The organism is Prevotella sp. E15-22 (assembly GCF_023204875.1).
Classification (GTDB): Bacteria; Bacteroidota; Bacteroidia; order Bacteroidales; family Bacteroidaceae; genus Prevotella.
Genome location: NZ_CP096247.1, coordinates 2,521,304 through 2,546,159, shown reverse-complemented (window position 1 = coordinate 2,546,159; position 24,856 = coordinate 2,521,304). Strand labels below are relative to the sequence as shown.

17 protein-coding genes, 1 tRNA gene and 1 pseudogene are annotated in these 24,856 nt (G+C 49.4%); 6 read left to right on the top strand and 13 right to left on the bottom strand.

Features of this window, described 5'->3' with window-relative positions:
* Nucleotides 1–108 precede the first annotated feature (108 nt).
* The 10 genes from M1D30_RS10385 to M1D30_RS10340 all read right to left on the bottom strand — a co-directional run bounded on the left by M1D30_RS10385 (nt 109) and on the right by M1D30_RS10340 (nt 17,443).
* Nucleotides 109–3,996: a lamin tail domain-containing protein gene (locus M1D30_RS10385; RefSeq protein WP_248503736.1), complete on the bottom strand. Its 3,888-nt coding sequence runs from the start codon at nt 3,994–3,996 to the stop codon at nt 109–111.
* 123 nt (nt 3,997–4,119) lie between these two features.
* Entirely contained in the window at nt 4,120–5,493 is a 1,374-nt protein-coding gene (gene glmM / locus M1D30_RS10380; RefSeq protein ID WP_248503734.1) for a phosphoglucosamine mutase, read from the bottom strand.
* Complete coding sequence (locus M1D30_RS10375; protein WP_248503732.1) at nt 5,490–6,122, bottom strand: DUF4827 domain-containing protein; 633 nt, start codon at nt 6,120–6,122, stop codon at nt 5,490–5,492. The genes glmM and M1D30_RS10375 overlap by 4 nt, the downstream gene beginning before the upstream one ends.
* A 116-nt stretch (nt 6,123–6,238) precedes the next feature.
* On the bottom strand, nt 6,239–7,276 hold the full coding sequence (locus tag M1D30_RS10370) for a bifunctional oligoribonuclease/PAP phosphatase NrnA (RefSeq protein WP_248503730.1): 1,038 nt from the start codon (nt 7,274–7,276) through the stop codon (nt 6,239–6,241).
* Nucleotides 7,277–7,315: 39 nt separating this feature from the next.
* Nucleotides 7,316–8,227 (bottom strand): nucleotidyltransferase, encoded by a 912-nt coding sequence (locus tag M1D30_RS10365; protein ID WP_248503729.1) that lies wholly within the window; start codon nt 8,225–8,227, stop codon nt 7,316–7,318.
* Nucleotides 8,228–8,338: 111 nt separating this feature from the next.
* Complete coding sequence (locus tag M1D30_RS10360) at nt 8,339–10,735, bottom strand: BamA/TamA family outer membrane protein (protein WP_248503727.1); 2,397 nt, start codon at nt 10,733–10,735, stop codon at nt 8,339–8,341.
* The gene (locus M1D30_RS10355) at nt 10,719–15,383 is read right to left on the bottom strand and encodes a translocation/assembly module TamB domain-containing protein (protein WP_248503726.1); all 4,665 of its coding nucleotides are present in this window, start codon (nt 15,381–15,383) and stop codon (nt 10,719–10,721) included. The genes M1D30_RS10360 and M1D30_RS10355 overlap by 17 nt, the downstream gene beginning before the upstream one ends.
* Nucleotides 15,384–15,386: 3 nt before the next feature.
* Nucleotides 15,387–16,061 carry an RluA family pseudouridine synthase gene (locus tag M1D30_RS10350; protein WP_248503724.1) on the bottom strand — a complete coding sequence of 225 codons (675 nt, stop codon included), beginning with the start codon at nt 16,059–16,061 and terminating at the stop codon, nt 15,387–15,389.
* Nucleotides 16,062–16,087: 26 nt separating this feature from the next.
* Nucleotides 16,088–16,825, bottom strand: coding sequence for a 3-oxoacyl-[acyl-carrier-protein] reductase (gene fabG / locus M1D30_RS10345; protein ID WP_248503723.1), 738 nt, complete (start codon nt 16,823–16,825; stop codon nt 16,088–16,090).
* A 24-nt stretch (nt 16,826–16,849) separates the two neighbouring features.
* Nucleotides 16,850–17,443, bottom strand: a complete 594-nt coding sequence (locus M1D30_RS10340) for a TetR/AcrR family transcriptional regulator (protein ID WP_248503721.1) — start codon at nt 17,441–17,443, stop codon at nt 16,850–16,852.
* 212 nt (nt 17,444–17,655) lie between these two features.
* Here M1D30_RS10340 and M1D30_RS10335 point away from each other — a divergent pair.
* Nucleotides 17,656–17,728, top strand: a tRNA-Met gene (locus M1D30_RS10335).
* 121 nt (nt 17,729–17,849) lie between these two features.
* Here the strand turns inward: M1D30_RS10335 and M1D30_RS10330 are convergent.
* The 3 genes from M1D30_RS10330 to M1D30_RS10320 are packed head-to-tail and all read right to left on the bottom strand — an operon-like array spanning nt 17,850 to nt 19,842.
* Complete coding sequence (locus M1D30_RS10330; RefSeq protein WP_248503720.1) at nt 17,850–18,950, bottom strand: hypothetical protein; 1,101 nt, start codon at nt 18,948–18,950, stop codon at nt 17,850–17,852.
* Nucleotides 18,947–19,333, bottom strand: a complete 387-nt coding sequence (locus M1D30_RS10325) for a hypothetical protein (protein WP_248503718.1) — start codon at nt 19,331–19,333, stop codon at nt 18,947–18,949. The genes M1D30_RS10330 and M1D30_RS10325 overlap by 4 nt, the downstream gene beginning before the upstream one ends.
* Nucleotides 19,330–19,842 (bottom strand): RNA polymerase sigma factor, encoded by a 513-nt coding sequence (locus M1D30_RS10320; protein ID WP_248503717.1) that lies wholly within the window; start codon nt 19,840–19,842, stop codon nt 19,330–19,332. Before M1D30_RS10320 ends, M1D30_RS10325 begins: the two co-directional genes overlap by 4 nt.
* 180 nt (nt 19,843–20,022) lie before the next feature.
* Here M1D30_RS10320 and aat point away from each other — a divergent pair, with 180 nt between their 5' ends.
* The 5 genes and pseudogenes from aat (at nt 20,023) to M1D30_RS10300 (ending at nt 24,835) form a co-directional block, all read left to right on the top strand.
* The gene (aat, locus tag M1D30_RS10315; protein ID WP_248503715.1) at nt 20,023–20,694 is read left to right on the top strand and encodes a leucyl/phenylalanyl-tRNA--protein transferase; all 672 of its coding nucleotides are present in this window, start codon (nt 20,023–20,025) and stop codon (nt 20,692–20,694) included.
* Between the two features lie 113 nt (nt 20,695–20,807).
* Nucleotides 20,808–21,299 (top strand): RNA polymerase sigma factor, encoded by a 492-nt coding sequence (locus M1D30_RS10310; protein ID WP_248503709.1) that lies wholly within the window; start codon nt 20,808–20,810, stop codon nt 21,297–21,299.
* 424 nt (nt 21,300–21,723) lie between these two features.
* Nucleotides 21,724–22,083: pseudogene (locus M1D30_RS13825) on the top strand (TonB-dependent receptor plug domain-containing protein); the annotation flags it as partial.
* A 309-nt stretch (nt 22,084–22,392) separates the two neighbouring features.
* On the top strand, nt 22,393–23,331 hold the full coding sequence (locus M1D30_RS13820) for a DUF4419 domain-containing protein (RefSeq protein ID WP_371874189.1): 939 nt from the start codon (nt 22,393–22,395) through the stop codon (nt 23,329–23,331).
* A 682-nt stretch (nt 23,332–24,013) separates the two neighbouring features.
* Nucleotides 24,014–24,835, top strand: coding sequence for a hypothetical protein (locus M1D30_RS10300; RefSeq protein ID WP_248503706.1), 822 nt, complete (start codon nt 24,014–24,016; stop codon nt 24,833–24,835).
* The last annotated feature ends 21 nt before the right edge of the window (nt 24,836–24,856 follow it).

The following is a 24,856-nucleotide window of genomic DNA, read 5'->3' as shown; positions in this document are numbered from 1 at the left end:
CCATAGGTTTGTTTTTAGGTTATTGTTTGCTTTTAGTACTGATAAGGGCGCAACCGATGTGATATCCGGATGCGCCCCTTTTTTTAATGATGATAGGAAATGGTTTGTTTATTTCTTCATCAACTTGACAGTCTTTGTGTTACCTTGTTCGTCTGTCATTCGGACGATATAGCAACCTCCACGTTGTGGATTGACAACAGGTTGACCAGATAAGTTATAGAAAACAACCTTTCGATGACTATTGAACGATTCAATGGTCATGTCGTCGATGCTGTTAAGCAGCGGTTGTTCTACTGTGGTCATATAACTAGATTTATTGTTCTTCTTTCCAATGGTAGGTACGTTCATTACAAACACATCATCGCTGCCGTCAGGATAGCGGCCTACGGTCTCGTTTCCTTGATGCTGGGTATATGTCAGGCAGTCGCTCCACGACTGATCAGCTGCCGTGAGCAAAAGTGTGCCTCCTTCCGCCTCCAACTTAAACTGAGCATGCAACTGACTTACAGGTTCAAGCTTGTCGCACCAGATAACAAGATGACCGAAGGCCGGAATAACGGTCTCGGGGCCCGCAATCTGGTATTTCTGAATCTTTTCCACTCTATCTGTGAGGTACATGCCTGCTACATTTATGGGCTCAGCAGTGTTGTTATAGAGTTCTATCCAGTCGTTGCGCTTGAAGTAATCGTTCACATAGATGTCGTTTGATGCGCTTACCTCGTTGATGCGTACAGGCACATAATTCTCTGCTGTGCGCTCCTCGCTGGTGAGTGGCGTGAAGCAGGCCACCATCTTGACGGAATTGCCGGTTGGCAGACTCATAACGGGTCTTGTGGAAATCTGTGTGCCATTCTTCTTCCAACACTTAAACTTATAGCCTTCGGGAGCTTTTGCTTCGAGCTTTATCAAACTGAAAAGGTAGCCGTTGAAATAGGTATATGGCACTGGGATGTCGTTAACCAGGATGGTAGCTCCTTCTGTGTCGGCACTTAACTCCACGGCCTGCATGGTGGTACTTGACAGTTTCATGGCACTATAATTTTTCAAATGTGTTGCCATGACAGATGCGCGCCCGCTGAGGTTATCCTTGACATAATCGGCAGCCCTCTGGTTGTCGTGCCCGTCGTTGATACCCATCTGTTTCATGAGTTGCGACATATCTTGCACGTTGTCTAACAATTCATCGATAATACTTTCTGCACGATTCTCCTCAAACACACTGCCGCCCATGAGGCAGAACGTGTCGATGAACTTCCTTCGGAATGTGTCGTGTGCCAGTAGGTTGATGAAGAAACGAACAAACTCCTGGTTTTGGTTACCGTTGTTCTTGTATCTCTCGAAATAGGTGAATGGTCCCTCGTCGCCTTGACCTTTACATCTTGCAAAGGCGTAGTCGAGGTCGAAACTTACGAAACGGTAACGTCCGTTGTCTCGACTGCGATAGGCTTTGATGTTGTTGTCTGGCCAATCATCGTTATGCAGATACATGGTGGCAGCCATGTAGTTTATATACTCATCAATATCGAGCAGAGTTGTCAACTCTTCGTAGGCGCCGGCGTTATTGATATTCTTTCCTAGTTCGAAAATCCTATTGATGACACTGTCGTTGCCCTGCTTCATATTAAGGTTCTCGAACATGTCTATCTCATCGTCGTCATACCCCCAGTTGGCATAGACAAACTTGTCGTTATTGCACTCGCGCAGATTCAGTATTCCGCGCAAATCACCGTTGACATATTCGATGACGGGGACATACGACTGTACATCAATGTCGATGCCTGAGCGCTGAAGAATTGTCTCCAAGGCAGGATCTATAAAGCGTGCATTGTTAATCCAAATATCATTTCCGCCATTACGAACCAATATGGCTTTATTGCGGATATATGGCTTTTGTGGGAAGAACGAATAATCAAAACGGTTCTGACCATCAAAGATCTTGTTGGCTTTCAATTTGAACGAACGATAGCGCTGTGAACGAGTCCAACCGCCCGACACACTGATGTTTACGTCTTGATTGAACAGCATTTCGCCATCGGTGCCGATATACGAGAAGTTCACGGGACGGTCCCAGTCCATGTTGTAGTTACGTGGTGTGTCCTGACCATTGCCAGTCTTACCGTTGGTACCGTCGCCTTCGCAGTCAAAGCCAATCTTAGGATCGGTGAAGAATTTCTTATTGCCGACAATTGAGATGATAGGCAGGGTAAACTCGCGATTTGTTTTTATATAGCTACGTGTCACGGGTACACTGGGAAGGTAGCCGTCCTTGAAAAGACGAACGGTAAGGTTTGTCGTCTTTTCAAAGGTAAACAGTCCATCTTTACTTTCCAAGGATTTACCGGCTGGTGAAACATCGCCTCCCTCATTCTCAAAAGATTCCCAGACAACATCATCAATATAGAAGTTGTTAGCCTGTCCCCTCATGATGTTCATATTGAAGGCAATGGTTTGTAACTCGGAATTGGGGTCTGTTTGATTACTGCTGATGGTTCCCTCGCGCACAATCTCCTGCCACTCGTTGGTGACGTTGATGGAATTGCCATCCTCGAACATCTGCCAATAGATATAGCTGCCAGGTGTACGGTGCGCCTGCGCATCGATGCGACATGCCACGTCGGCCTTAATCTTCATGCGGAAACGATATCTGTCGCCTGCCTGCCAGATATGATTCGGTGTATAGACAAAGAACTGCGTATCCCAATCTTCCGACGGATTGGCCACGGCATGAATCTTAATGCCACGTGAGTTGTCGTAGCCTATGCCATCAAGAATGTTTGTCTCCAGCTTACCGTTCTTATCGCCGTCCTTTCCAACAAGACATGTTACGTCCTCGCCTTCGCAGTCGCTGTTCTTCACCCAGTTAATCCATGGAGAATAGTATTCCCACGACATATCGTCAAAATAGTAGTTGTTCTCCTCGGCTACTTCATTCAGGTTGAAGGCAATACACTGCATGCCGCTTTCACCAGCTTGTTCCTGCGTGATGACACCTTCGTAGGAATACTCTTCCCATTGGGTGCCGATATTGTAGTTGTTGTCAAGCATCTGCCAGTGAATATAGGAGCCTGGCTTCTTGTGCGACTGAACAGAAATCCTCGCGTTCTTGTCGGCACGCGCTTTCATGCTGAAGCGATACTTGTCACCAGCTTTTAGTGTGTGGTCATGGGCATAAATAAAGAACTGTGTTTGCCAGGCATTCGCTGGGTTGGCGATAGCATGCACCCTGACACCGCGTGATCCATCATAGCCTACTTCATTGACAATACGTGGCACATCCCCCTCACCATCTCCGTCACGACACACAAAACATGAGGCATCGTCCCCCTCACAGTTGCCGTTGGTCAGCATCTGAACCCAGCGTGATTGCACTCCCTCATCGTTGTCGCTGCTGTCGTCTGCTGGAGCCGGAGCCTCGGGCAGACTGCCATCGGTCGTATACATCAGTCTGGCACCTTCAGGGAAATCTACTTTGACACTTATTGAATTGGTGAAGAGTGTGCTGCCCTGATTGACGGTGGGTGCCGTCAGTCGTTCACTTGCATATGTCGCGGTGGCGTTTGAGGCCTCAGGCGTGGGTGTGGACGTCCATCCCCATGTCTCACCACCATCAGTGATACGGGCATAGGCCGTTCGACTCTTGGCTTCTGGATATGTAAGGCTGGTGACGAGCTGCCCGTTCTTGTCGCTTAGGCATATCGTGCCGCCATCGCAGTCCAACTTAAATGGTGCCTGCGTTGTCTTGATATAGTTGGAACCAAGCCAAACAACTTTGAATCCCTTGGCGGGAATTGAACCAATATCTGTAGGCATTTGCCATAGTTTCAGGTTGTTGGCATCGTTACTTAAATACATTCCCCCCAGGTTTATCGCCTGTTCGGTAGGGTTATATAGTTCAATCCAACTGTCAAAATTTGTAGCAGGACTTATCACTGTACCTGCATTAGAGGCCATCAACTCGTTGATAATAACGATGATGGATAAGATGGTTGACATCATAATATTTATATAATAATAGGTTTGAATATCTTATATAAATACGAGTTTATGACCAATTTCCCGAAAAAAAATATTCCAGACACCTATTGGCATCTGGAATACTTTTATATTAAAAACTTTCTTTTATTGCATGTCGTATACTACCTGCATCAGGCGTTTGCCCAGTGCGTCAGCTTCTTCCATAGTCTGTGCTTCGCTGTATACACGGATAATTGGCTCGGTGTTCGATTTGCGCAGATGAACCCATTTCGTGGGGAAGTCAATCTTTACACCGTCGATGTCATTGACGCTGGCTTCGGTGTCGGCAGCAAACATCTCCTTAACCTTCACGAGAATTGCATCAACATCCGTCTCAGGAGTCAGGTCGATGCGGTTCTTAGCAATCTGATAATCAGGGAATGTCTTGCGCAGCTCGCTAGCCTTCATGCCTTTCTGGGCCAAGCTACTCAGGAATAGGCCTATGCCTACGAGTGCATCACGTCCGTAATGGCTCTCAGGATAGATCACTCCGCCATTGCCTTCACCACCAATCACGGCACCCACTTCCTTCATCTTGGTGGTAACGTTCACCTCGCCTACGGCAGCAGCGGTATATTTGCCGCCATGCTTCTCGGTCACGTCGCGCAGTGCACGAGTAGACGAGAGGTTAGAAACAGTATTACCTTTATCGTGCGACAACACATAGTCGGCTACGCTGACCAGTGTGTATTCCTCGCCAAACATTTTACCATCCTCGCAGATAAATGCCAGACGGTCAACATCGGGGTCAACCACGATGCCAAGGTCGAATCCGCCCTGCTTCATCTTATCCATGATTCCCTGCAGGTTCTTCTCCAGAGGCTCTGGGTTATGGGCAAACTGTCCAGTACACTCGCTGTTCAGAATCTCAAAGTCCACTCCCAATGCCTTAAACAGGTCGGGCAGGATGATGCCGCCTACGCTGTTGATAGTGTCTGCGCATACACGGAACTTACGAGCCTTGATGGCGTCAACATCAACCAAGCGGAGGTCAAGTACCGACTGAATGTGCTGCTGGTTCATGGTGTCGTCCTTAACGACGTGTCCCAGCTTTTCAACGGGAGCATATTCGAAGTCTTCTGCCTCAGCAATAGCCAGTACTTTAGCACCGTCGGCTGCGGTGAGGAACTCACCCTCGCTGTTCAGCAGTTTAAGGGCATTCCATTGTGTGGGATTATGACTGGCAGTAATGATGATACCACCATCGGCCTTGTGCCAGCGGACGGCCAGCTCTGTGGTAGGTGTCGTGGCCAGGCCAATGTCAATCACCTCGTAGCCCATGCCTACCAATGTGCCACAAACAACGTCGCGTACCATTGGTCCAGAGATACGTCCGTCGCGACCAACAACAATCTTCTTGCCACCGATAAATGTGGCGTAAGCAGTTGTGAACTTAACAATGTCCAGTGGGTTCAGAGTGTCTCCTGTATGTCCGCCAATGGTTCCGCGGATGCCAGATATTGATTTTATAAGTGTCATAGATCACTAGTTTTTTGGAATGTTATTTCGTAATAATAGGGGTACACATAGCTCGAGGCAATGGCATGTCCCTGCGTGTGGGGCACAATCAGACGTACAGTTGCAATATGGTCGTCAGCACTACGTGCTCGTCCTACGTTGATGTAGGGGAATGGCGCCATAATACCTGTGGAAACAGAGGCTGAAGAATAGGTCTGGTACATCAAACTGTTCTGTGTGTATGAGGCCGTAAACGTATTACCCGAACGACTGACGTTGATATAGTCTGGATCATATGGCGATTTGTCGTTGTTGATAATAGTATTGTCCATGATGCATTGCTCGTAAAAGCGCATGATGAGCATGGTTGCCTTACCATCAGGAATTGGTGAGCCACAACCTTTATGTACAATCTGCATATAGACGCCGGTATTGTTCAGATAAACAAACTCATTTTTGCTCACGTCGGTCATGTCGCCTTGCTCATGAAACTGACTCTCAGTGATGACAACGATGTTTGAGTCGGCAATAAAATTCCTAATGGCATCGCGTTCTTTCTCTTTCTTCTCGCCATAGGTCTCATAGTCATTGCACGCAACGAATGCACACATACAGCATAGCGCAGCCAATGCAAAAAATAGTTTCTTCATATTTGTCTCTGTTCAATATTTTGCGCAAAGGTACGACTTTTCAATTAAAATAATGGAGTGAATAGTGAATTATTTACTACTACTACACATTAATTAACGTTTCTCGTTTTCCCCTTTTATCCTTTTAACTGCTCTTCAAAGGCCGCAATGGCTTCTTTGGTAATCTTGACAGCCTCTTCCAGTGAGCATTCCAGTCGTCCGCCAGAAGCATTCAGATGACCACCGCCATTAAAGAAACGAGCAGCCACCTCGTTGCAAGGGAAGTCGTCAACCGAACGCAGTGATACCCATATCAGATTCTCTTTCTCCGTATCCTCACGCAACGAGATGCTAAGCTTCAATCCCTTGATTTGCTGAGGAATGTTCACCAGTCCCTCGGCATCGCCCTTGATAAACTGGAAACGCTTCAAGTCGCTACGGCTCAGGGTGAAGTAGGCTGCATGGCGTGGCGCATCGTATACAAGTTTCTCGTAAAGCACATACCCCATCAGGCGGATACGGTTTTCCGAGTAGTTGTGATAGACGTTTCTGTAGATCTTATCTTTGTTAATCTGCTTGGTGAGTAATTGACCGATGATGAAAAAAATATCCGGGTCGGTCGAGTTGAACGTAAAGCCGCCCGTATCGGTCATCATACCGCAATAAACAGGAATGGCAAAATGTTTGCCCGCCTCCTCAAACAGTCCCAACTGCCATGCCAGACGGAACACCAGTTCGCAGGTGGATGAGGCTTTTGGTCGTGAGATGACGAGTGTGGCATCCACATCCGGATCCAAATGGTGGTCAATAAGCACCTTCTTGGCTGGCGAAGCCTTCAGTGCTGGCGCCATGTCTCCTGTACGCTCCAATGTGTTGATGTCCAGACAGATAATTAGGTCGGCATGTTGCAGTGTCCAGTCACATCCCTCCTTGTGCTTATCGTAACGGATAATCTTCTCGCTGTTGGGAAGCCACTGCAGGAAATCAGGATACTGATCGGGAATAATCACCTGTGGCTCTTTGCCCATCATCCTCAGGCACTCGGCAAAACCCAGGCAGGAGCCGATGGCATCACCATCGGGACTTCTGTGACTGACACAGATGATGGTCTCTGAATGATGAACAAGCGTGCGAAGTTGCTCGCACGCTTGTTCGTTAAGTATGTTTTCAAGCATCTGCTTTTTAACTCTTTTGTAGGCAATTATGCTCTTGTGTTAAAAGAGCTTGTTGGGATAAACGCCCTCGTCAACCAGCTTCTGGATGCGAGCTACGGTAGCATCACGGTCGGCAGCATAGGTCACACCGAACCAAACGCTGGTGGTGTCGAGCACCTCACAGGTAGCGGTACCCTCGTTGATGAGCTTGTTTACCATCAAAGGAATAAAGAACTCTGCCTTCAGGTTCTCCATGTTCTTTGGATCGCTCAGGAACTCCTTGAAGTAAGCCTCAGAGTGCTCGAAGTAATCGGGAGTGAAGCCCCACATGTTCATTGACACGGGAACGTTCTCCTCCAGGGGCTGCCATTCGCCCTGTTCATCCTTATACTTGATAGTGCCATCCATGCGCAGGATCTCAGTACGCTCAACCACGTCGGTCAGATGACGCTTGTCGTTGTAAGCACATACGCCACGAGCCACAGAACCGTTCTCGCTCAGGGTGTTGCATACGCGGAAGCCCACCATGGCATACTTGTTCTTAGCGCCCTCGGGCAGGTTACTCAGGTATTTGCCAATCTGCATGAAAGCGTCACGGCCGTAGAAATCATCACAGTTGATGACGCAGAAAGGCTCTTTGATAACGTCCTTACCCATCAGCACGGCATGGTTTGTTCCCCAGGGCTTAACACGACCTTCGGGCACCTTGAAGCCTTCGGGCAGAGCATCGAGTGCCTGGAAGCAGAGCTCGCAGGGAACCTGACCCTCATACTTAGCAAGAATCTGTGTGCGGAACTGCTCTTCGAAGTCCTTACGGATAACCCATACGATTTTGCCGAATCCAGCCTGAATGGCGTCATAGATACTATAGTCCATGATGGTCTCTCCGTTGGGACCCAGACCGTCAAGTTGTTTCAAACCACCGTAGCGGCTACCCATGCCAGCGGCAAGGAGGAAAAGAGTTGGTTTCATTTTAGCTATGTTTTTTAAGTGTTTAATAATTCTGTTGCAAAGTTACTACTTTTAATCGAGAAAGTGCCGTTGTAGCAGGATATTTTGTAAGCGTTCTACATAAATTAACAATTAGAACGGATAGCCTATGGCTAAGTGCAGTGAGTGCATATCCTTAAAGCGAGGAATGTTGAAATATCCCGATTTTCCTGTGTCATAAGGCACGTGCAGGCCAAAGCCCCAGTCCACACGCACTACCAGGAAGTCCAGGTCGTACCTCAGTCCAACACCCGTACCAGTGGCTATCTGTTTCAAGAATGTGGAAGCCTTCAGCGTTGTATTGTCAAACAGCGCCTTTAGGGCATTGACAGTCTGCTCATCATCGTCGTCATCTATCAGGAGGTCCGATTTCTGCTTCTGACTCCACACATTACCTGCATCCAGGAACAGGGCGCCATAGAGACTGCCAAACAGTCGGCGGCGATACTCCAGGTTCATCACCAACTTGATGTCGCCGTTGTGCATCATATACGAGAACTGCTTGTTGTCCTGGAAGCCAGGGAAGGCACCAGGGCCCAGGCTACGCACTGAGAACGCACGGATGCTGTTGGCACCACCCACATAGAAAGCCTCGCTGAATGGTGGTTCCAAAGTGTTGCCATAGCTGTAGATAACGCCAGCGTTGACATGACCTACCATCTGTGATTTGCTGTCCAGCGTCCACGTCTTGGTAAGGTCGGTCTCCATGCGTACAAACTGCGAGTACACATTTTTGAACAACGTCTTACCTTCCTTGTTCCAACTGTTTCCCTGTGCCACCACATCATAGAGTGCCGTGACGTTGCCCGATTCCTCGAGTGTCAGTTCCCAGCGGATGGGGTTCAGTTTGTTGCGTGGTGAGGTGTAGCTATACGTATAGCGCATCTTCGGAATGAAATAGTCTTCCATCGAGATGGCAATATACGGGTTCTTGACAATGATATCCTCAAAGGTGCTGGTGTGCGAGTTCATATACTGATATTTCAGTGTGATAGGCGAGAACTCATGACTACTGCTCTCCGACGATTGCCAGCGATAGGTCCATTCACCCGATGCGATGTGCATCTTGTAGTAATTTGGTCGTCTGACGACGTCCGTCGAAATCTTGGCGATGGTCCATGGCGTAGAATAGAAGCGCGGCTTCAGGTTGTTCCTGTTTCTGGCCTTCTCGCGTCTTCTCCTCATGACGTTACGCTCGCTATAGAAAGGCAGGATGATGCGTGGAAACTCAATGGATGCGTCGGCACCGTATTGATAGGAACTCATGTTCTCCTCCGTATTACTTGTCTGCCATTCATAGCTGCCGTGTATGTTAACGTCTAACTTCTCGCCTCCACGGAAAGCGTTCCTGCGAGTCACACCCATCCTTACCTCAGGTCCCATTCGCCCGATAGTACGGTTAATCACGTTGGTCTCGATATAGAAATCGTAGGGTTTGTCGAATGTACAGTTCAGTAGCAGGTCCAGTGTGTCGCGGTCACGCGGCGTAAACTGGAAGTCTGTACTGCTGAACACCCCCGTGGCGTTAATCTTCTGCATCGACTCCTGATAGTTGTCATAGCTGAAAGCCGTGCGTGGACGCAGTTTCATGTTGCGCAGAATGACGCCTGGTCGGATGGGGGAGTGCTTGCCGTTATAGCGCACCTTCAGGAAGTTTCTGCCCGTACTGTCCGTCAGTTCCTCCCTGAACGACCGTCTCATCTGCATGGTCACGTTGCCGATATACCAGGGACGAAGAGCCTCTTCTGGCAGCGAGTCGGCCAGTTGTAGTCTTAGTTTAGCCCTGTTCTGAACATCAAACGTGTCGGCCAGATACGATGCATAGCCCGATTGGTAATAGAAATAGCCATTGTTGCGGAACAGTTGTGTCAGCCGGCTACGCTCAGCATCCAAGGTGCTCACGTTGAAAGGCACCCCCTCCTTGATGCTAGCCTCCTTCTTGGTCGAGTCGATAAGCGCTTGCATCTGTGCTGGGAAGTTCACGTAGCTCATGGTGTCGATGGTAAACAGCGTATCCAAGTTCACCGTATAGCCAATCTTCATCTTCTTTGGGTTCTTTTGCGGCACCTCTTCGTAGGTCACGCTGCCATGCAGGTAACCGTTCTTCCTGAGTACCGACTGTGCCACTGAGGCACGCAGGGCAGGGTTCACCTGACTCATCAGTACGGGTGCCTTGCCGAACGACTTGTTCAGCCATTTCTTGAACTTGCCACTCGACCCCTGTGCATAGTTCCATATCCACAGACCATAAGGGAATGGCGTGCGATAATAGCTGCTGCCAAACAGCGCACCATTTGGGGCAGTGGCCAAAGCCGCTTCCAACTCCTCTTGTGTGGCAACAAAGTGGTCGTTCTTCTCGTAGTTCTGATAGTCAATCTTTGTCAGTCCGATGAACAGTTTGTCGTCATCGGGCACCAACTTCGTGGTCGAGCAGGCAGCCGTCAGCAGCACACCCGCCATCAGAACGAGATATTTAGCGTATCGTGTCATTACTTACTGTTTTTGTTGAGTCGCGACGCATGTTGAGCGTTCTGTTCATCGGCATCGTGCGCTCCGTGTCGTTTTTCAGTTTAAACACCTGCCACCAATGGTCCAGCTTGCGCTTCCATATAAAGCCGCCGCCATATTCACTGGTATAGCCTTCCAGCCAGTCGTACACGTTCTGGTTGTAGAACAGTTTCACGTATTGGTTCGACGTCGGACTCAGTCGATATTCCATGGCCACATTGTCGAAGAACGACTGCTTTTGGCCTTGCATCTCGTTGCCCGATGACACCTTACCACCAATCTGCACCTTCATGCGGTTGTTCCAGAAACGCTTTGCAAACTTAAACGAGTAGTCAGTGTGCGACTGTCCAGTGGCGTCAGTATTGTTGTCCAGTCCGATGCTCAGGTCCACCGATCTCAGGGCATTACCTGTGATGTTGTTGATCTCACTCTCCAGAAAGGCACTCAAGGCATTATTCATCAGCGACGAGCTGTTGTTACCCTCGGCCATATACATGCCTGTGGTCAGCATCGTCACAGCCAGTTTTCCACGCTGCTCCACAGACATGGCGTTCAACTCGCTATTCACAGTATAGTCCTCAGGTGCCGAGATGATGAACTGTAGTCCCATGTCCTGCAGTGTGCGTGTGATGGCCACACCACAGTCGAACGCCACGCTCCTGGTAGGCTCGCCTTCACGTCCTATAGACGCTGTATGGTGTTCTGTTGCCGTGATGTTCAGCGTGGGGTTCATCACATCGCCCGTAAACTCCACATAACTTCCCTCCTGAATATTAAAAGTCTTCAAAGGAATCACTGGCAGCGAGTATTTCATCTGTCCACTTGTCAGTGTGTAGCGTCCCGTCATGAGGATGCCATCCGTGTTATTGTATTTCATGCGGAGGTCGCCACCGCCAAACAGTTCCACGTAGTTCGACTGATCCACGTTGAGGCCACACTTCACATGTGCTCCCTGGTCAATGCTGATGCGGAGGTCCATGTCCAGACCCTCTGGCTGTGGACGTTGTACCACCGTCTGGGTTGTGTCGTTAAAGTCAGTGAACTTCACCAGCTCGTCCATCTGATTGTCTGTCGACAGAGGCGAATCCAACAACAGGTAAGTCAGGTCTGTATTGCCCAGCACATCCAGTCGGCCACGCATCTTGAGGCGGTCCACAGGTCCTTGCATCGAAGCGAAGAAGTTGACGAACGCCTTACCAAAGGCAATCGAGTTGGCCGTCTGCTTCGAGTTGATCAGTTGGAAATCCTGTGCCCTCATCCTCATGTTCATCGTCATGTTGTCCAGGTCGTGGAAGTCAATCTCACCCATGATGTTCAGTGGGTTGTCGTTGTAGGCATACATGGTGAAGTTCTCCAGTAGCAACTTCGACTGTTGGATACGCACAGGGTCGTTGTCGAAACGCAGACGCACGCCATAAGGCTGACTGAACAGGTAGGCCGACTCTAGATACACCTCGCCGTTCACGTTCGGACTGCTCAGCGAACCCTCGATGCTCATCTCACCCTCGGCCACACCTTCCAAGCCAATCAGTTGGTCAGGAATAAAACCATTTATCAGGTTCAGCGGGGCCTGTGTCAGCGTGAGTGTCGCCGTCAGGTATTCATGGCCGTCCGTCACCTTTTTGTTCTTATAACTACCACTCAGCATGGCAATCTCCTTGCCGTCCTGCATCAGTGTTCCCTCCACAGCATGCGTTTCGTCCTCGCGCTGCAGGTAAACAAACTCCGTACTGATGTTACCCATGCGGCATCCCTCGTACGTCATGTTTCTCACCTCCATGTCGCTGGCCACGGAAATCTGCTTGTTCTCGTTCATCGTCAGGTGATAGTCGCCGTTCAGCAAACCTGTGATATGTGGCACATAAGGAATAGCCGTGGTGAGTTGGTCCAGGTCGAACTTGTTAAGACTGATGGTCAGGTCCTGCAGCATGGCAGAGTTCTGCTCCTCCGAGTACACCCTGACACCCGTACCGTCGTCGGCCAGCAGACTCACATCTGCCTGCAGTTTCAGGTCGTTCCTCAGGAAAAGGAAGTTGTCCTTGTTCAGTGCGAATTCACGATAACCGATGGTGGGGCGTTCTGGCAACAGGTGGAAACGCAGTCCGTCCTGCTCCATCTCAACCTTGGCACCCAGTCGCAGACCCATGCGCTGGTCGCGGTCAAAGAATCGCAGACCCATGCTCATGCCGTGCTCCTGGAAGAGTCCGTCTATCAGGGCCGTAAACACAAACTGCGGATTCCTGCGGTTGTTGGCCACCCGTCCTTGGAACGTCAGTCCGTGGTTGGGCTTGTCTATTAGTGTCACGAAGATCGAGTCGATACGTGTGGAGTCGGCGTTGAGGCCCAAAAGATGTGCCTCGCCGTTGAGACCCTTCTCAGGCGATGTCGTGATATTAATTAAGAGGTCTTTAAAGTCGATATTGGCAGCCGCTTTCAGGAAGTTGGCCATGGGGTTGCCCTGCTGACTGCTCACATAGAGGCGAGCCACAGGCAGCAACTCCTTAAACACATCCGTGTTGATCACGCGTTTATGCATCTGCGTGTTGATACTGTCGCCCAGCGCAGCCAGCTGATCCGCCAGTGGCATATAGCCACCGCTGACATCCATCTTGATAATCAGTGTGCCACTCTGTGCACGGACGTAGGTCGTATCAGGGTTAGCTCGCAACAGCAGTCCCACTTTCTCAGGGTGATAGGTATGTAGCGAGTCGCGCAGATAGATATGTTCCATCAGTCCGCTCAGGTAGTGCGTATCGTCCATGTTACTGCTCATCTCCACGTCGCCAGACAGTCCTATGGTCAGAGGATGCTCAGTAACATCCAGTGCAAAAAGGTCCAGATGTGCCAGTTGTGTCGATATGGTCGACTTCAGCATGTCGCGCTTGCCCTCCTTACCCAGAGTGGCATCCAGGTTGATGGTGCCTTCTATGATCTTGTTGCAAGCCATGATGTCTGCCATGGCATGTCCGTTCTTCAGGTTGGCCTGCAGTCGGATGTCGTCCATGTTCTTCCTGTTATATACCAGGTGACGGATGTTGGCATCAGCATTCAGCCATGCGCCTGGCTTGAAGAAGTCCGTGCCAGTGCCTTTCACAGCGAAGTCGGCATCGAGTATGCCTAGTCCTATGCCAGGCAGGAACTGTCCCAGGTTCAGACTGCTGATGTCGCCCTTGGCATCGTAGGCCATCTGTCGCTGGTCGAAGTTGGCCGTCAGTGTGGCGCGTGCTTGTCCCAGCGTGGCCACAAGGTCGGTTGCGTAGAGAGAGCCGTTGACGCTGGCTGTTCCGTTGATGGCCAGTCCAGAGGGAATCGAGAAGGCGTCCTGAGGCACGTCGAACGTGCGCAGCAGTGGCTTCACGTCGTACGACTTCGCCCTGAGTTGCAGTTGCGCCAGCAGGTGATCCATGTCCATCACGTTCTTCACCATGCCGCTGCCAGCTGCCTCAAAGAGGGTGGGCCATGTCAGCTGGTCGATGTCGAACTGTGCCTGCTGCAGGTTGCCCTGTATCTGTCCTTCCAGTATCAGTGGCCATTCCGGCAGGTGTTGTGTGTCAATGCCGTCATAGAAGAACGCCATATCCTGCTTACCCATCTGTGCGTCCAACTTGATGTCCATGTGTCCAGGGTTCACGTCGTCGGCCACGTTGAAGTCCACGTCGGCCTTACCCGTGATGCTCGTGTATGGCGTGCGCAGTGTGAGCCATGGCATTCGGATGCCCGTGCCGTCAATGGTCACAGGTGCTTTCATCTCTGTCACGTCCAGTCCGCACACCTCGTGCAGGGCGGCATGTGCTATGTTCAACTTCGTGATGGTGTCTGTGTAGAGGATCGAGTCGATGGCCACGTCAATGCTGCTTATATCCATGTGACTGTAGTCCATCAGGTTGGGGTGGAGCATGTTGCGCGTGTATGGCTCGAAGGGCAGGTCGAACATCAGTCGTCCTTGCTGCCATTTGAATGCCCCCACCTCGTAGCGGTTCTTGGCCAGGTTGATGCGGCCGTCCTTGGCCAGCATGCTTGCTGCCTCTACGCCAATGAGCATAGAGTCGCCTGGCATATGTATGTTTACTTTCGAATGTTCAATGTTGATGGCATCAAACTTGATGCGCCAGGGCGTGGGCCCTGTCTCTGTGGTGTCCACCTCGGCCGTATCGCTCAGCAGCACCGTTATGTCGGCATCAGCCAGCGTGGCCTCACTTAGGTTCACATCACCTGTGGCCAGGTTGATGAGGCTGGGGTTCATTTGCAGAAGTCCCATCCAGCCTTTCACCTGCACATCAGGAATCATGCTCAGTGTGTTGATGTGCGCCTGCTGTATCTCCAAAATGTCGACAGCCACGCGCCCTTCAAAGAGTGGCAGCAGCTGTACGTCGACCACGGTGCTGCCAATATTTGCTATTGTGTCGTTTTCCTGTTTCACCAGTACCCCGTCAAGACTCAGGTCTAGTGGAAAACTCAGACTCACACCCTCAATACTGATGTCCATTCCCATCTGCTCAGAGGCAATCTCTGTGGCCTCCTTCACCAGCCAGCGCTGTACGGGGGGCACATAGATGATAAACGGCAGTGCGAGGATGGCTACTACCGTTACGACCAGGAAAGTGGTTAGGCGTTTGAGTCTTTTCTTCACGTTCTAATGATTCTGTGCAATGGCCTGCCACAACGTGTCGTGGGGCAGGGGAGCCTCAATGATTATTGTTTCATGACTCACAGGGTGCTCGAACTCCACACGGTGACTCTGCAGCGAGATGCTGCCGTCAGGGTTCGAGCGCTTGGCGCCATATTTCAGGTCGCCCTTGATGGGGCAGCCCATGGTCGAGAGCTGACAGCGAATCTGATGATGGCGACCTGTCATCAGCTGTACCTCCACCAGTGTGTAGTTGTCCGTCCTGCCAATCACCTTGTATTTCAGAATGGCCTTCTTGGCGTTGGGGCGCTCTCTGTCGTAAGCATAACTCTTGTTCTGCTTCTCGTTGCGCACCAGCCAGTGTTCCAAAGTGCCTTCAGGCTCCTTCGGAAAGTTCTGCACCAGTGCCCAATAGGTCTTGTGCACCTTCCCCTCGGCAAACATCTTGTTCAGTCGGGTCAGGGCCTTCGAAGTGCGTGCAAAGACCACCAGTCCGCTCACGGGTCGATCTAGTCTGTGCACCACGCCGAGAAACACCTCGCCAGGCTTCTGGTATTTCTCCTTGATGTAGTCTTTCACCAAATCAGAGAGGGGGCGATCGCCAGTCTTGTCTCCCTGCACGATCTCCCCACTCTGTTTGTTGACTATAATAATATGGTTGTCCTCGTAAACGACTTCCATACTTCTTACATCTTACTTCTTGTTTCTTACATGTTCATACCACCGTCAACCTGGATAACCTGACCGCTTACATAGCTTGACAGATCAGAAGCCAGGAAGGTAGCTACATTGGCAATATCCTCAACCTGTCCACCACGGCGGAGGGGAATCTTCTGCTTCCACTCGTTGCGAACATCCTCAGGCAGGGCAGCGGTCATGGCTGTCTCGATGAAGCCAGGGGCGATGGCGTTGGCGCGAATGCCCTTGGGACCCATCTCCTGAGCGATTGACTTAGCCAGGGCAATCAAACCAGCCTTTGAGGCAGCGTAGTTAGCCTGACCAGCATTACCATGAACACCAACAACAGAAGCCATGTTGATGATTGAACCACCACGCTGACGCATCATCACGGGCACACAAGCGTGGATGAAGTTGAATGCACTCTTCAGGTTAACGGCAATCACAGCGTCCCACTGCTGCTCAGTCATGCGCAGCATCAGTCCGTCCTTGGTGATACCAGCGTTGTTCACCAGAATATCGATAGAACCAAACTCTTCCTTGACAGCCTTCACAACCTCCTCGGTCTGAGCAAAGTCGGCAGCGTTCGAAGCGTAGCTCTTAGCCTTTACGCCCAGAGCGGCAATCTCTTTCTCTGTCTCCTCGTTTACCTGCAGGTCGGTGAATGCGATGTTACAGCCCTCCTGGGCATACTTCAGTGCGATAGCCTTTCCGATACCGCGTGCAGCACCAGTAATCAGCGCTGTCTTACCTTCTAATAATCCCATTTTTTAATGTTTATTATAATAATGTTATTGCTTAATCTTCTTTCCCAGAGCGCCATACACAAACTTGGCCACCTGAGGCTTCGTGGCCTCTTCGGTCATGCCGTGTGCGATGCGTCCATATATATAAGGTACTTCCAGTCCCTTGATACAATAGTGGGTGATGTCGGCCACCAGGTCCACATTGTCAATGTCGAACTCGCCATCCTCCTTGCCCTCGGCAAACACCTTGCGGAACAGCTCCACCTCGGCATCGTCGAAGTGACGGCGCACCTTCTCCACCATCCAGATGTTGCGGAAGAACTCGGCACGCAGGTTACCGTTGCGCACCACCGTCTCGCGAATCATGCTCAGGTGGGTGTAGATCAGTTCGATGACCTTTTCCTGTGGACTGATTTTGCGGGTGGCCACCTCGTCGAGCTTGTCGCTCAGGCGTTCCAACTCGGTTTCGATGACGGCATAATAGATGTCCTCCTTCGATTTGAAGTAGGTGTACAATGTGCGACGCCCCTTGCCTGAGGCCTGGGCAATGTCGTTCATCGTGGTGTTCTCGAGTCCGTTCTTGGCAAACAACTGACGGGCCACGTCCACAAGCAGTTGTCGCGTCTTAGATATTGACATCTCTCTCTTTCTCCTTTCTGAGTTGTTCTTTTTACCATTGCACACAATGGCTATCTTGTGCAAAAGTACGTCATTTATTTGAAATAGCCAAGCTTTTTGCCTGAAAAAGTGGAAAAATGCAAAAAAGTCGCATCAAAATTTGGATATCTCAGAAAATAGTCGTACCTTTGCACCCGCAAAACAGGAAAGGCCTGTTTAATCATGGTTAATATCGCGGAGTGGAGCAGTTGGTAGCTCGCCAGGCTCATAACCTGGAGGTCGCATGTTCGAGTCCTGCCTCCGCAACTCAGAAGCCCGATTTCTATCGGGCTTTTTTCGTTTTAGCAGCCTTACATAGGCTGCTTTTTTTGTGAGTATACGATAAAAAAGAGACTGTGTCGCGTTTGGCACAGTCTCTTTTCTTTGTTTACATGTGATATTTACTGCCAGGCAGCCATTCTATATCGTTGTTGTGTATCTGTTTGATTTCCATCCAATCCATTGGGATATAAAAACTCTGATTTCTTGCATTCAGGAAGAGAATCTTGAGGCTTTGGTCCCCGTAACCACCCACCTGCAGGCGGAAGAGTCCTGCTCTCATTGCTGCATGACCGGCACCTTCTGTGTTGTTGATGTTAAGTCCCATAATGTTCGTTATGTAACGATCGCTGTCTTCCTTGTCGAATCTATCATAGAAGGTATATTCCAGATAGGGGGCATAATGCGTTTTCACAAAATCCGTCAATGCGTTGCACAGGTCGTTCACCAGTTTCATTTTTTCCTCGCCCTTGACAGGAATCTCATAAAGGGTGCCTTCTTGCAGGGCTGTTTTCTCACCTTTCTTCTGCCAGTCAAAGCAAATGATGTTTCCGTTGAAGCGCTCACCATTTTCATTTAGGTATTTCACAGGAATCTCCTTCACACCCTTGACGCTTGAGATGAGGTTCAGTACCAGTTGTTGTACATCCTCCTTGTGGGCCAATTGTTTGAGGGGCGTCTTTTCTTCTTTGTGATATGTGAACATTTCCCAGACATCTTCATTCTTTTTCTGGAAATTATAAGTTATGAACTCAGGATAATATCTGTAATTAGTACTAAATTCCTTTCCTTTCATATCGTCTGGCAGCGAGTCGGACAGAGCCTTGGTGGCCAGAACAAACTCGATGGTATCTTTACCATTGATATGAGTTTCGTATTCATAATACTTGGCTGCCTTTGGACGGTATTTCTCCTGCAGGTGTTTGATGCCCTTATTAAAGTAGTTCCGGATGGCCATTTCTCGTTCTCTCACGCTATCATTTTCAAAGTTTTTGGTGTGATAACGTCCCCAATAGCGGTAATAACTAGTGGTGGTGGAATCGCTGTTCATTGTGTGTTCAAAGAAACTATCCATGCTGTCAAGCCTTTCAACAAACTCCTCGATGGTCTCTGGCAGGGGCAGTTCCTCTGCTTCTGTTGTGGTATTGTTGTTGTTTTGGCAGGCGCACAAGGTCAGGAGCATTGTGGCCCATATCATGATTTTCTTCATTCTGTTTCTAATGTGTTTAATTGATTTTTGTATTCAGCCATAAGCTGTTCGCCTTTACCTCTCATCTCGCGCTCCAACGATTCGAACGATATCTGTTCGCAGCTTGTCCTCACATAGGCCATCTGTCTCTCCATCTCATATCGTTTCTTGGCTTGTTGGGCTTGAAGCGCTTCGCTTTTTTGAGTCTCAGGCGGGGTGAACAGTAACCACATGAAGCCTGCCACACATGCTGCAGCCACCCAGGGCCATAGTCTGATGGTGCGATGCGGACGAACCTCCTCGCGTGCTTTCGCCATCACGTTCTGTTTCAGTGACTCTGATGCCTTGAACTCGCATTGCGGTTTCAGCATCTGCTCGATATCTTCTATGTAATCTATGTTCATCGTTGTTCTCCTTTCTTGTTTATCATTTGCTGTAGGTGCTGGACGGCGTAACGATAGCGTGACTTTGCTGTAGCTTCGGGGATATCCTGCAATTCTGCTATTTGTTTGAACGTCAGGTCGTCATAACATTTCAGACGTACGATCTCCGATTGTTCCCTGGGCAAGGTTTCCAGCAGTCGGTTCACCCTCATGTATTCCTCGTGAATCTGTCGGTCGCTGTCGTTGATAGCCACCTCTTGAACTTTGTCGAGCATCACTACCTTGGGTGCTTTCTTTCGGAAGTAATCCGTACAGGCATTGCTGATGGCACGGATGATATACTGCTCCATGTTGTCCACCCGTGTTTTTTCTTTCAGTCGGCGGAAGACGCCCAGCAGCACCTCTTGAACCAGATCCTCCGCATCTTCTCTGATGCCGATGCGCATATAGGCAAAACGGAACAGCCAGTCTTGTCGCTCTGTGACAATCCGCTCTAGTTCTGTGACTATGTGTTCCGTTTCTTCGTTCATCGTTTTTTTGAGGTTTTTACTTATAAAGACGCAAAGGTAAGAAAAAAGATTTAAATGAGACCGAAAAAATTTTTCATTTGCCCTATAAGTGCTTGAGGAGAATAGTATGAGAACTTAATTTTTTTTGTCAGAAGAGTGGTTTTTATAATGCTTTTTCGTACCTTTGCACCCAGAGAATTTATGGCAGTATATCAATTAGACGATAACCTTTGGTTCCCAGACCCTCACTTGGGCGAGGAAGACGGACTGGTGGCTGTGGGGGGTGACCTCTCAGTTGACCGTCTGTTGTTGGCCTATAGCAATGGTTTCTTTCCCTGGTATTCGTATCGCGATCAGGAAGAGCCTTTGTGGTTCTGTCCGCTGCAGCGCTTCGTCATCTTTCCTGACGAGGTGCATGTGAGTCACTCCATGCGCCAGTTGATGCGCCAGGATCGTTATCATGTCACCTTTGACAAGGATTTCGATGGCGTTATCCGTGGTTGCGCCACTGCCCAAAACCGTGACGGTGAAGATGGCGCCTGGCTGGGTCCTCACATCATTGAGGCCTATACTGAACTACATCGGCAGGGTTTTGCCTTAAGTGTGGAGGTGTGGGAGAAAACGGCCGACAACGATATGGCGCGACTGGTGGGTGGACTCTATGGTGTGCAACTGGGCAGGGCGTTCTTTGGCGAGAGCATGTTCTCGCTGGTGCCCAGCGCCTCGAAGTTGGCCTTGATCCACATGGCCCAAACCTTTCATCAAGTGGGTGGAACTCTCATTGACTGTCAGCTTGAGACACCCCACTTGCGTTCTATGGGTGGACGCTATATTCCCTACGACGACTATCTGAAGATTATCAGAACAATATAATATATATAATAAGGTATAATAACTAAAAGCCTTAGCAATTTTTTTGCAATTAGGGGTATTTGATTGGATCGCTTGTGGGTCTTATAGACAAACAACGAGACCAAAACAGAGGTATGGACTACAACAAACAAGCGTTTGAACACCTGTTCAAGGACAACTATCCACACATGTATCGCATGGCCTTCTCGCTGGTTGAGAATGCTGACGATGCCAAAGATGCTGTGCACCAGGTGTTTACACTTATCTGGAAAAACAAACCCCAGATAAGCAGTGAGAGCATCCGAGGCTATCTGCTGGCGGCCACCCGCAATCAATGTCTGCATCTGCTGAAGCAGCGACAGTTGCAGCGACGCATGGAACTGGAGATGCAGCACAGGATGGCCCAGAGCGAGGAGGCTGAACATGATGAGCTGATGCAGCAGCTTCAGCAAGTGATCGACAGTAACCTGACGGAGCAGGACAGGCGTGTCTTGCAATTGCATTACGACGACGAGATGACTTACCAGGAGACGGCCACGGTGCTGGGCATCAGTGCGTCGACTGTCAACAAGCACATCACGCAGTCGCTGGCCAAGATTAGACGAACCCTTAAAATTGCTAAGTAACATGAAAACAGAAGATATCGATAAGAAGATTGGAATGCCCGATGTCAACGACGAGTGGGCAAAGTTCGAGAGCGAGGTCATCAACAAGGAGAAGGTCGCTCCCCAGAAAAACCGTCGCACCTTGTATGCCTGGCTGGGTGGCATGGGTATTGCTGCCTCGCTGCTGCTCTTCTTTGTGCTCAGCATGAAGGACGAGTTGGCCGAGGAGCCTCTGCTCACGGCTCAGGCAAAGATTGAGAAAAATGTTGTTGAGAGTACGATGGTAGAAAGTGCCGTTGAGGAACCGACAGCAAAAAGTCCCATCGCTACTGCAATAGCTGAGAAGGCCTACGAACAGAACAGCGATCTTGACAGAGTGACGGGCATCGATGATGGTCGTGATGAGGTGGTTCAACCCCTTGACACAACCCGTCGAATTGAGATGCGCGAGTATGAAGGGCTTGGCTATACAAGTATTGATGAAGCCCTGCAGGGACGCATTGTAGGTCTGGACATCGTTAAGAATGCAGGCAATCTGGGAGCAGGCAATAGGGTGCGCCTTCGTGGAACGGGAGCAACGTCTTCTTCTGATGGTGACGACTCTCCACTCATTGTGTTGAATGGCAAAATACTTCATTTGAAACTTGATGATGAGGTCTGGATGCATGCCACTAAGGATGAATTCCAGAAGATACTCCATTTGGATAATCAGACCGTCGAGTCTATCCGTGTGCTAAAGGATGCTGCAGCTACTGCCGTCTATGGTAGTCAGGGCTGGAATGGTGTGCTTGAGATTACCACAAAACCTATAAAGACCCTTCCCGACAGTCTCATTGCCAAGGTGAAGGCCTACGAAAAAAAGAGCGATCCAAAGATTCTGGTAGGTCGTGATCAATTAGAGCAAACAACGTATGTTGTGCCAACCTCGCGCATTGCCCCAATCATCAAACAAAAGCGTGCGAAGAAGCAGCAGGTGAACAGCATCACGTTTAAGGTGGACGAGAACCTGAAGGCTTTGGAGAAAACGGTGGTGGCACATTATGATGGACGGTTGGCGGCTCAGTATCTGCTTGGTCAGGATGGCGTCAAGGTGGACGACCAGCATGTGGTGGCCATGAGCTTTGCCGATGCCCAGAACTTGCGAATAATAGTGAAGGATGCTTTCTTCCAGTGCATGGTGAAGGCCTATGCCGAGCACAAAAGCGTCACACTGTCGCCCGATATGATGTGGCTGCTGATTAGTCAGGGCTTCGCCCGTTATGTGAATGCCCACAGCGAGGAGCTTCGCTCGCAATTGGTTTATCATGAGGGAAAGCAGGACCTGGCGGTTGAGACGAAGGACGACCTGCTGTCGTCTGAGGCCGACTGGGGCAAACTGATGAACAACTTCTCGAAGGAGATTGAACGCCATACGAAGGGCGAGGTGGCTCAGGTCCTCGCGGCCGACTTCTCAACGACGACGCCTGTGGAGCGTATCGCCTCGCAGATCACGCTGATGGAGAGCATGAAGTCGTACTTCGATTATCTGGCTGTCCGACTGGGTTGTGGCATCCCCAGCGTCACCCTGCAGGGCACGCCCGACGACTGGCGTGCTGTGCTCAGCAAGACGCAGAAATTGGGACAATATGGACTTAGCGAATGGACGCAGAGTCTGGAGCCCATCCTCAACGAGTTTATCAAGACGGCCGAGGGAAAACCTAATCAGAGGTTCTGGCAGGAGATGGTGAAGAAGCAGCGGGTGGACGGGCTTGCAACTGTTCGTCCTTGCTCTGGAGACAGACCCACTATGCTCGATGGCTGGATACTGAAGTTCTTCCCCACGGAGTATGGCAATACGCTCGACATGGTGCCCCACACCAAGAGCATGCCTGCTGAGTTTGTGCGTGTCGACTTTAAGTATCGCATCATCGAACCCCTCAGTGGTGCCATCATGAGTGAGACACCCATGGAACTGATGTCTGGTTTCATCGGTGCTTTGGACGACGAGAAGGCTAACATGCTCATCCCTCAGATAGGCTGGTTGGTGCGTGTAAAGGGGGAAACGACGAAGTAAAGCCCACCATCCAAACATCTTTTTCTTTGGTACAAAACAGCGGTAACGTGACTACCAAACTTTGGTATCCACGCTACCACTGTTTGGTACGCTCACTACCACCCTTTGGTAGCCTGGCTACCAACGCTTGGTAGTGTGGCTACCAAGGCTTGGTACTGACGCTACCAAGCGTTGGTACTGTGCGTACCAAATTTTGGTATTGAGTTGGTACTGTGAGTACCAGAGGGCTTGGTACTGTGAGTACCAACCCCATGGTACCAGGGGTTTCGCGCATTTTGGGGGGTAAAAAGGCAGGTGAAACTTGACTCTGTTTTGTGTTGCTTTTTTTGTGCTTGTCACAAAATTTCTACGCATATTATTTGTCAGTGTCCAGATTTCTAATTATCTTTGCAGCGGTTTATTCAACCAAGAACAATTTGACAACGTTAAAAGTCTTTTATATATGGTTTTTAAATGTAGTTTTCTGTTGGGGTTGTTGTTACTTACCCCGTGTAACAAAATTAGTTCTCAAGTTCTATTGACGAAAGACGCCATAGGATTTGAGGAAGGTGATTTCACTAGAAACAAATTGGATTATTTTAATCCAGGTGATGGTGGTCAAAACTGTTTATGGAATTTCTCTGATTTGGAAATCTCTCGTTCTTCACATTCAGTAATCCAACGAACAGACAGTTTGGAGCGAATGGTGATGATAGATGACAAGCAGATGACCTATTATATGATGAGAGGGGACAGCCTAATGGAGATTGGCAACGAGAATCCTCTAAAGGAGACCTATTACTATAAACCTCTTTGCAGCATGATTTATCCGATGACTTATGAGGATTCTTTCTCAAAGGACTTTGAAGGCTATGGCATCTACTGCGGAAATCATTTCTTCAAGGAAGTGGGCGTTTGTAACGTGATAGTGGATGGTCAAGGTGATATAGTGCTGTCAGAGACAGACACCCTGAAGAATGCCTTGCGTGTGTATAAACTCAAGTCCTATTCCATTGCGATGGATGTGGATCCCTCAAAGATAGATTCTGCACAGTTGAAGCAGGTGATAGAGGAGAAATATGAATGGTATGTAAGAGGGTATAATAAGCCTATATTGGAGTCAGTAACTAGTACCAGTTATGCAAATCTCTCTCCAATAGGAACGACACATTATGCCTACTGTTGTCTTCCAGATAATCAGTCGTTCAATGAGGATAATCTGTCCTCTGAAGATGATAACGGTAATGACGGACAAAACACCTCGAACATTCCTAAAGATATTATTCATTACACGGTGACAGTAGAGGGAGGTGTCGTAAACATAGAATACAGTCTGGATGCCAAAGCGAACGTCACTATGCTGATATCAAACCCGCTGGGTGTGATTTACTCCAACAAGAGGTTTACACAGGATGCCGGCACAGGTTATCATGCTGATTTTAATATCGCAGGTTTACGTCCAGGAGTATATGTGCTTTACATCAATGTAAACGGCAAAGTTTATCATGAGACCATAAGAAAGTAACCAGAATAAAACTAGACAAAT

What these genes read in the sequence shown, in the direction of transcription:
- M1D30_RS10385 (WP_248503736.1), bottom strand. Translation starts at nt 3,996, where the DNA reads ATGATGTCAACCATCTTATCCATCATCGTTATTATCAACGAGTTGATG.
- glmM (WP_248503734.1), bottom strand. Translation starts at nt 5,493, where the DNA reads ATGACACTTATAAAATCAATATCTGGCATCCGCGGAACCATTGGCGGA.
- M1D30_RS10375 (WP_248503732.1), bottom strand. Translation starts at nt 6,122, where the DNA reads ATGAAGAAACTATTTTTTGCATTGGCTGCGCTATGCTGTATGTGTGCA.
- M1D30_RS10370 (WP_248503730.1), bottom strand. Translation starts at nt 7,276, where the DNA reads ATGCTTGAAAACATACTTAACGAACAAGCGTGCGAGCAACTTCGCACG.
- M1D30_RS10365 (WP_248503729.1), bottom strand. Translation starts at nt 8,227, where the DNA reads ATGAAACCAACTCTTTTCCTCCTTGCCGCTGGCATGGGTAGCCGCTAC.
- M1D30_RS10360 (WP_248503727.1), bottom strand. Translation starts at nt 10,735, where the DNA reads ATGACACGATACGCTAAATATCTCGTTCTGATGGCGGGTGTGCTGCTG.
- M1D30_RS10350 (WP_248503724.1), bottom strand. Translation starts at nt 16,061, where the DNA reads ATGGAAGTCGTTTACGAGGACAACCATATTATTATAGTCAACAAACAG.
- fabG (WP_248503723.1), bottom strand. Translation starts at nt 16,825, where the DNA reads ATGGGATTATTAGAAGGTAAGACAGCGCTGATTACTGGTGCTGCACGC.
- M1D30_RS10340 (WP_248503721.1), bottom strand. Translation starts at nt 17,443, where the DNA reads ATGTCAATATCTAAGACGCGACAACTGCTTGTGGACGTGGCCCGTCAG.
- M1D30_RS10330 (WP_248503720.1), bottom strand. Translation starts at nt 18,950, where the DNA reads ATGAAGAAAATCATGATATGGGCCACAATGCTCCTGACCTTGTGCGCC.
- M1D30_RS10325 (WP_248503718.1), bottom strand. Translation starts at nt 19,333, where the DNA reads ATGAACATAGATTACATAGAAGATATCGAGCAGATGCTGAAACCGCAA.
- M1D30_RS10320 (WP_248503717.1), bottom strand. Translation starts at nt 19,842, where the DNA reads ATGAACGAAGAAACGGAACACATAGTCACAGAACTAGAGCGGATTGTC.
- aat (WP_248503715.1), top strand. Translation starts at nt 20,023, where the DNA reads ATGGCAGTATATCAATTAGACGATAACCTTTGGTTCCCAGACCCTCAC.
- M1D30_RS10310 (WP_248503709.1), top strand. Translation starts at nt 20,808, where the DNA reads ATGGACTACAACAAACAAGCGTTTGAACACCTGTTCAAGGACAACTAT.
- M1D30_RS13820 (WP_371874189.1), top strand. Translation starts at nt 22,393, where the DNA reads ATGAGCTTTGCCGATGCCCAGAACTTGCGAATAATAGTGAAGGATGCT.
- M1D30_RS10300 (WP_248503706.1), top strand. Translation starts at nt 24,014, where the DNA reads ATGGTGATGATAGATGACAAGCAGATGACCTATTATATGATGAGAGGG.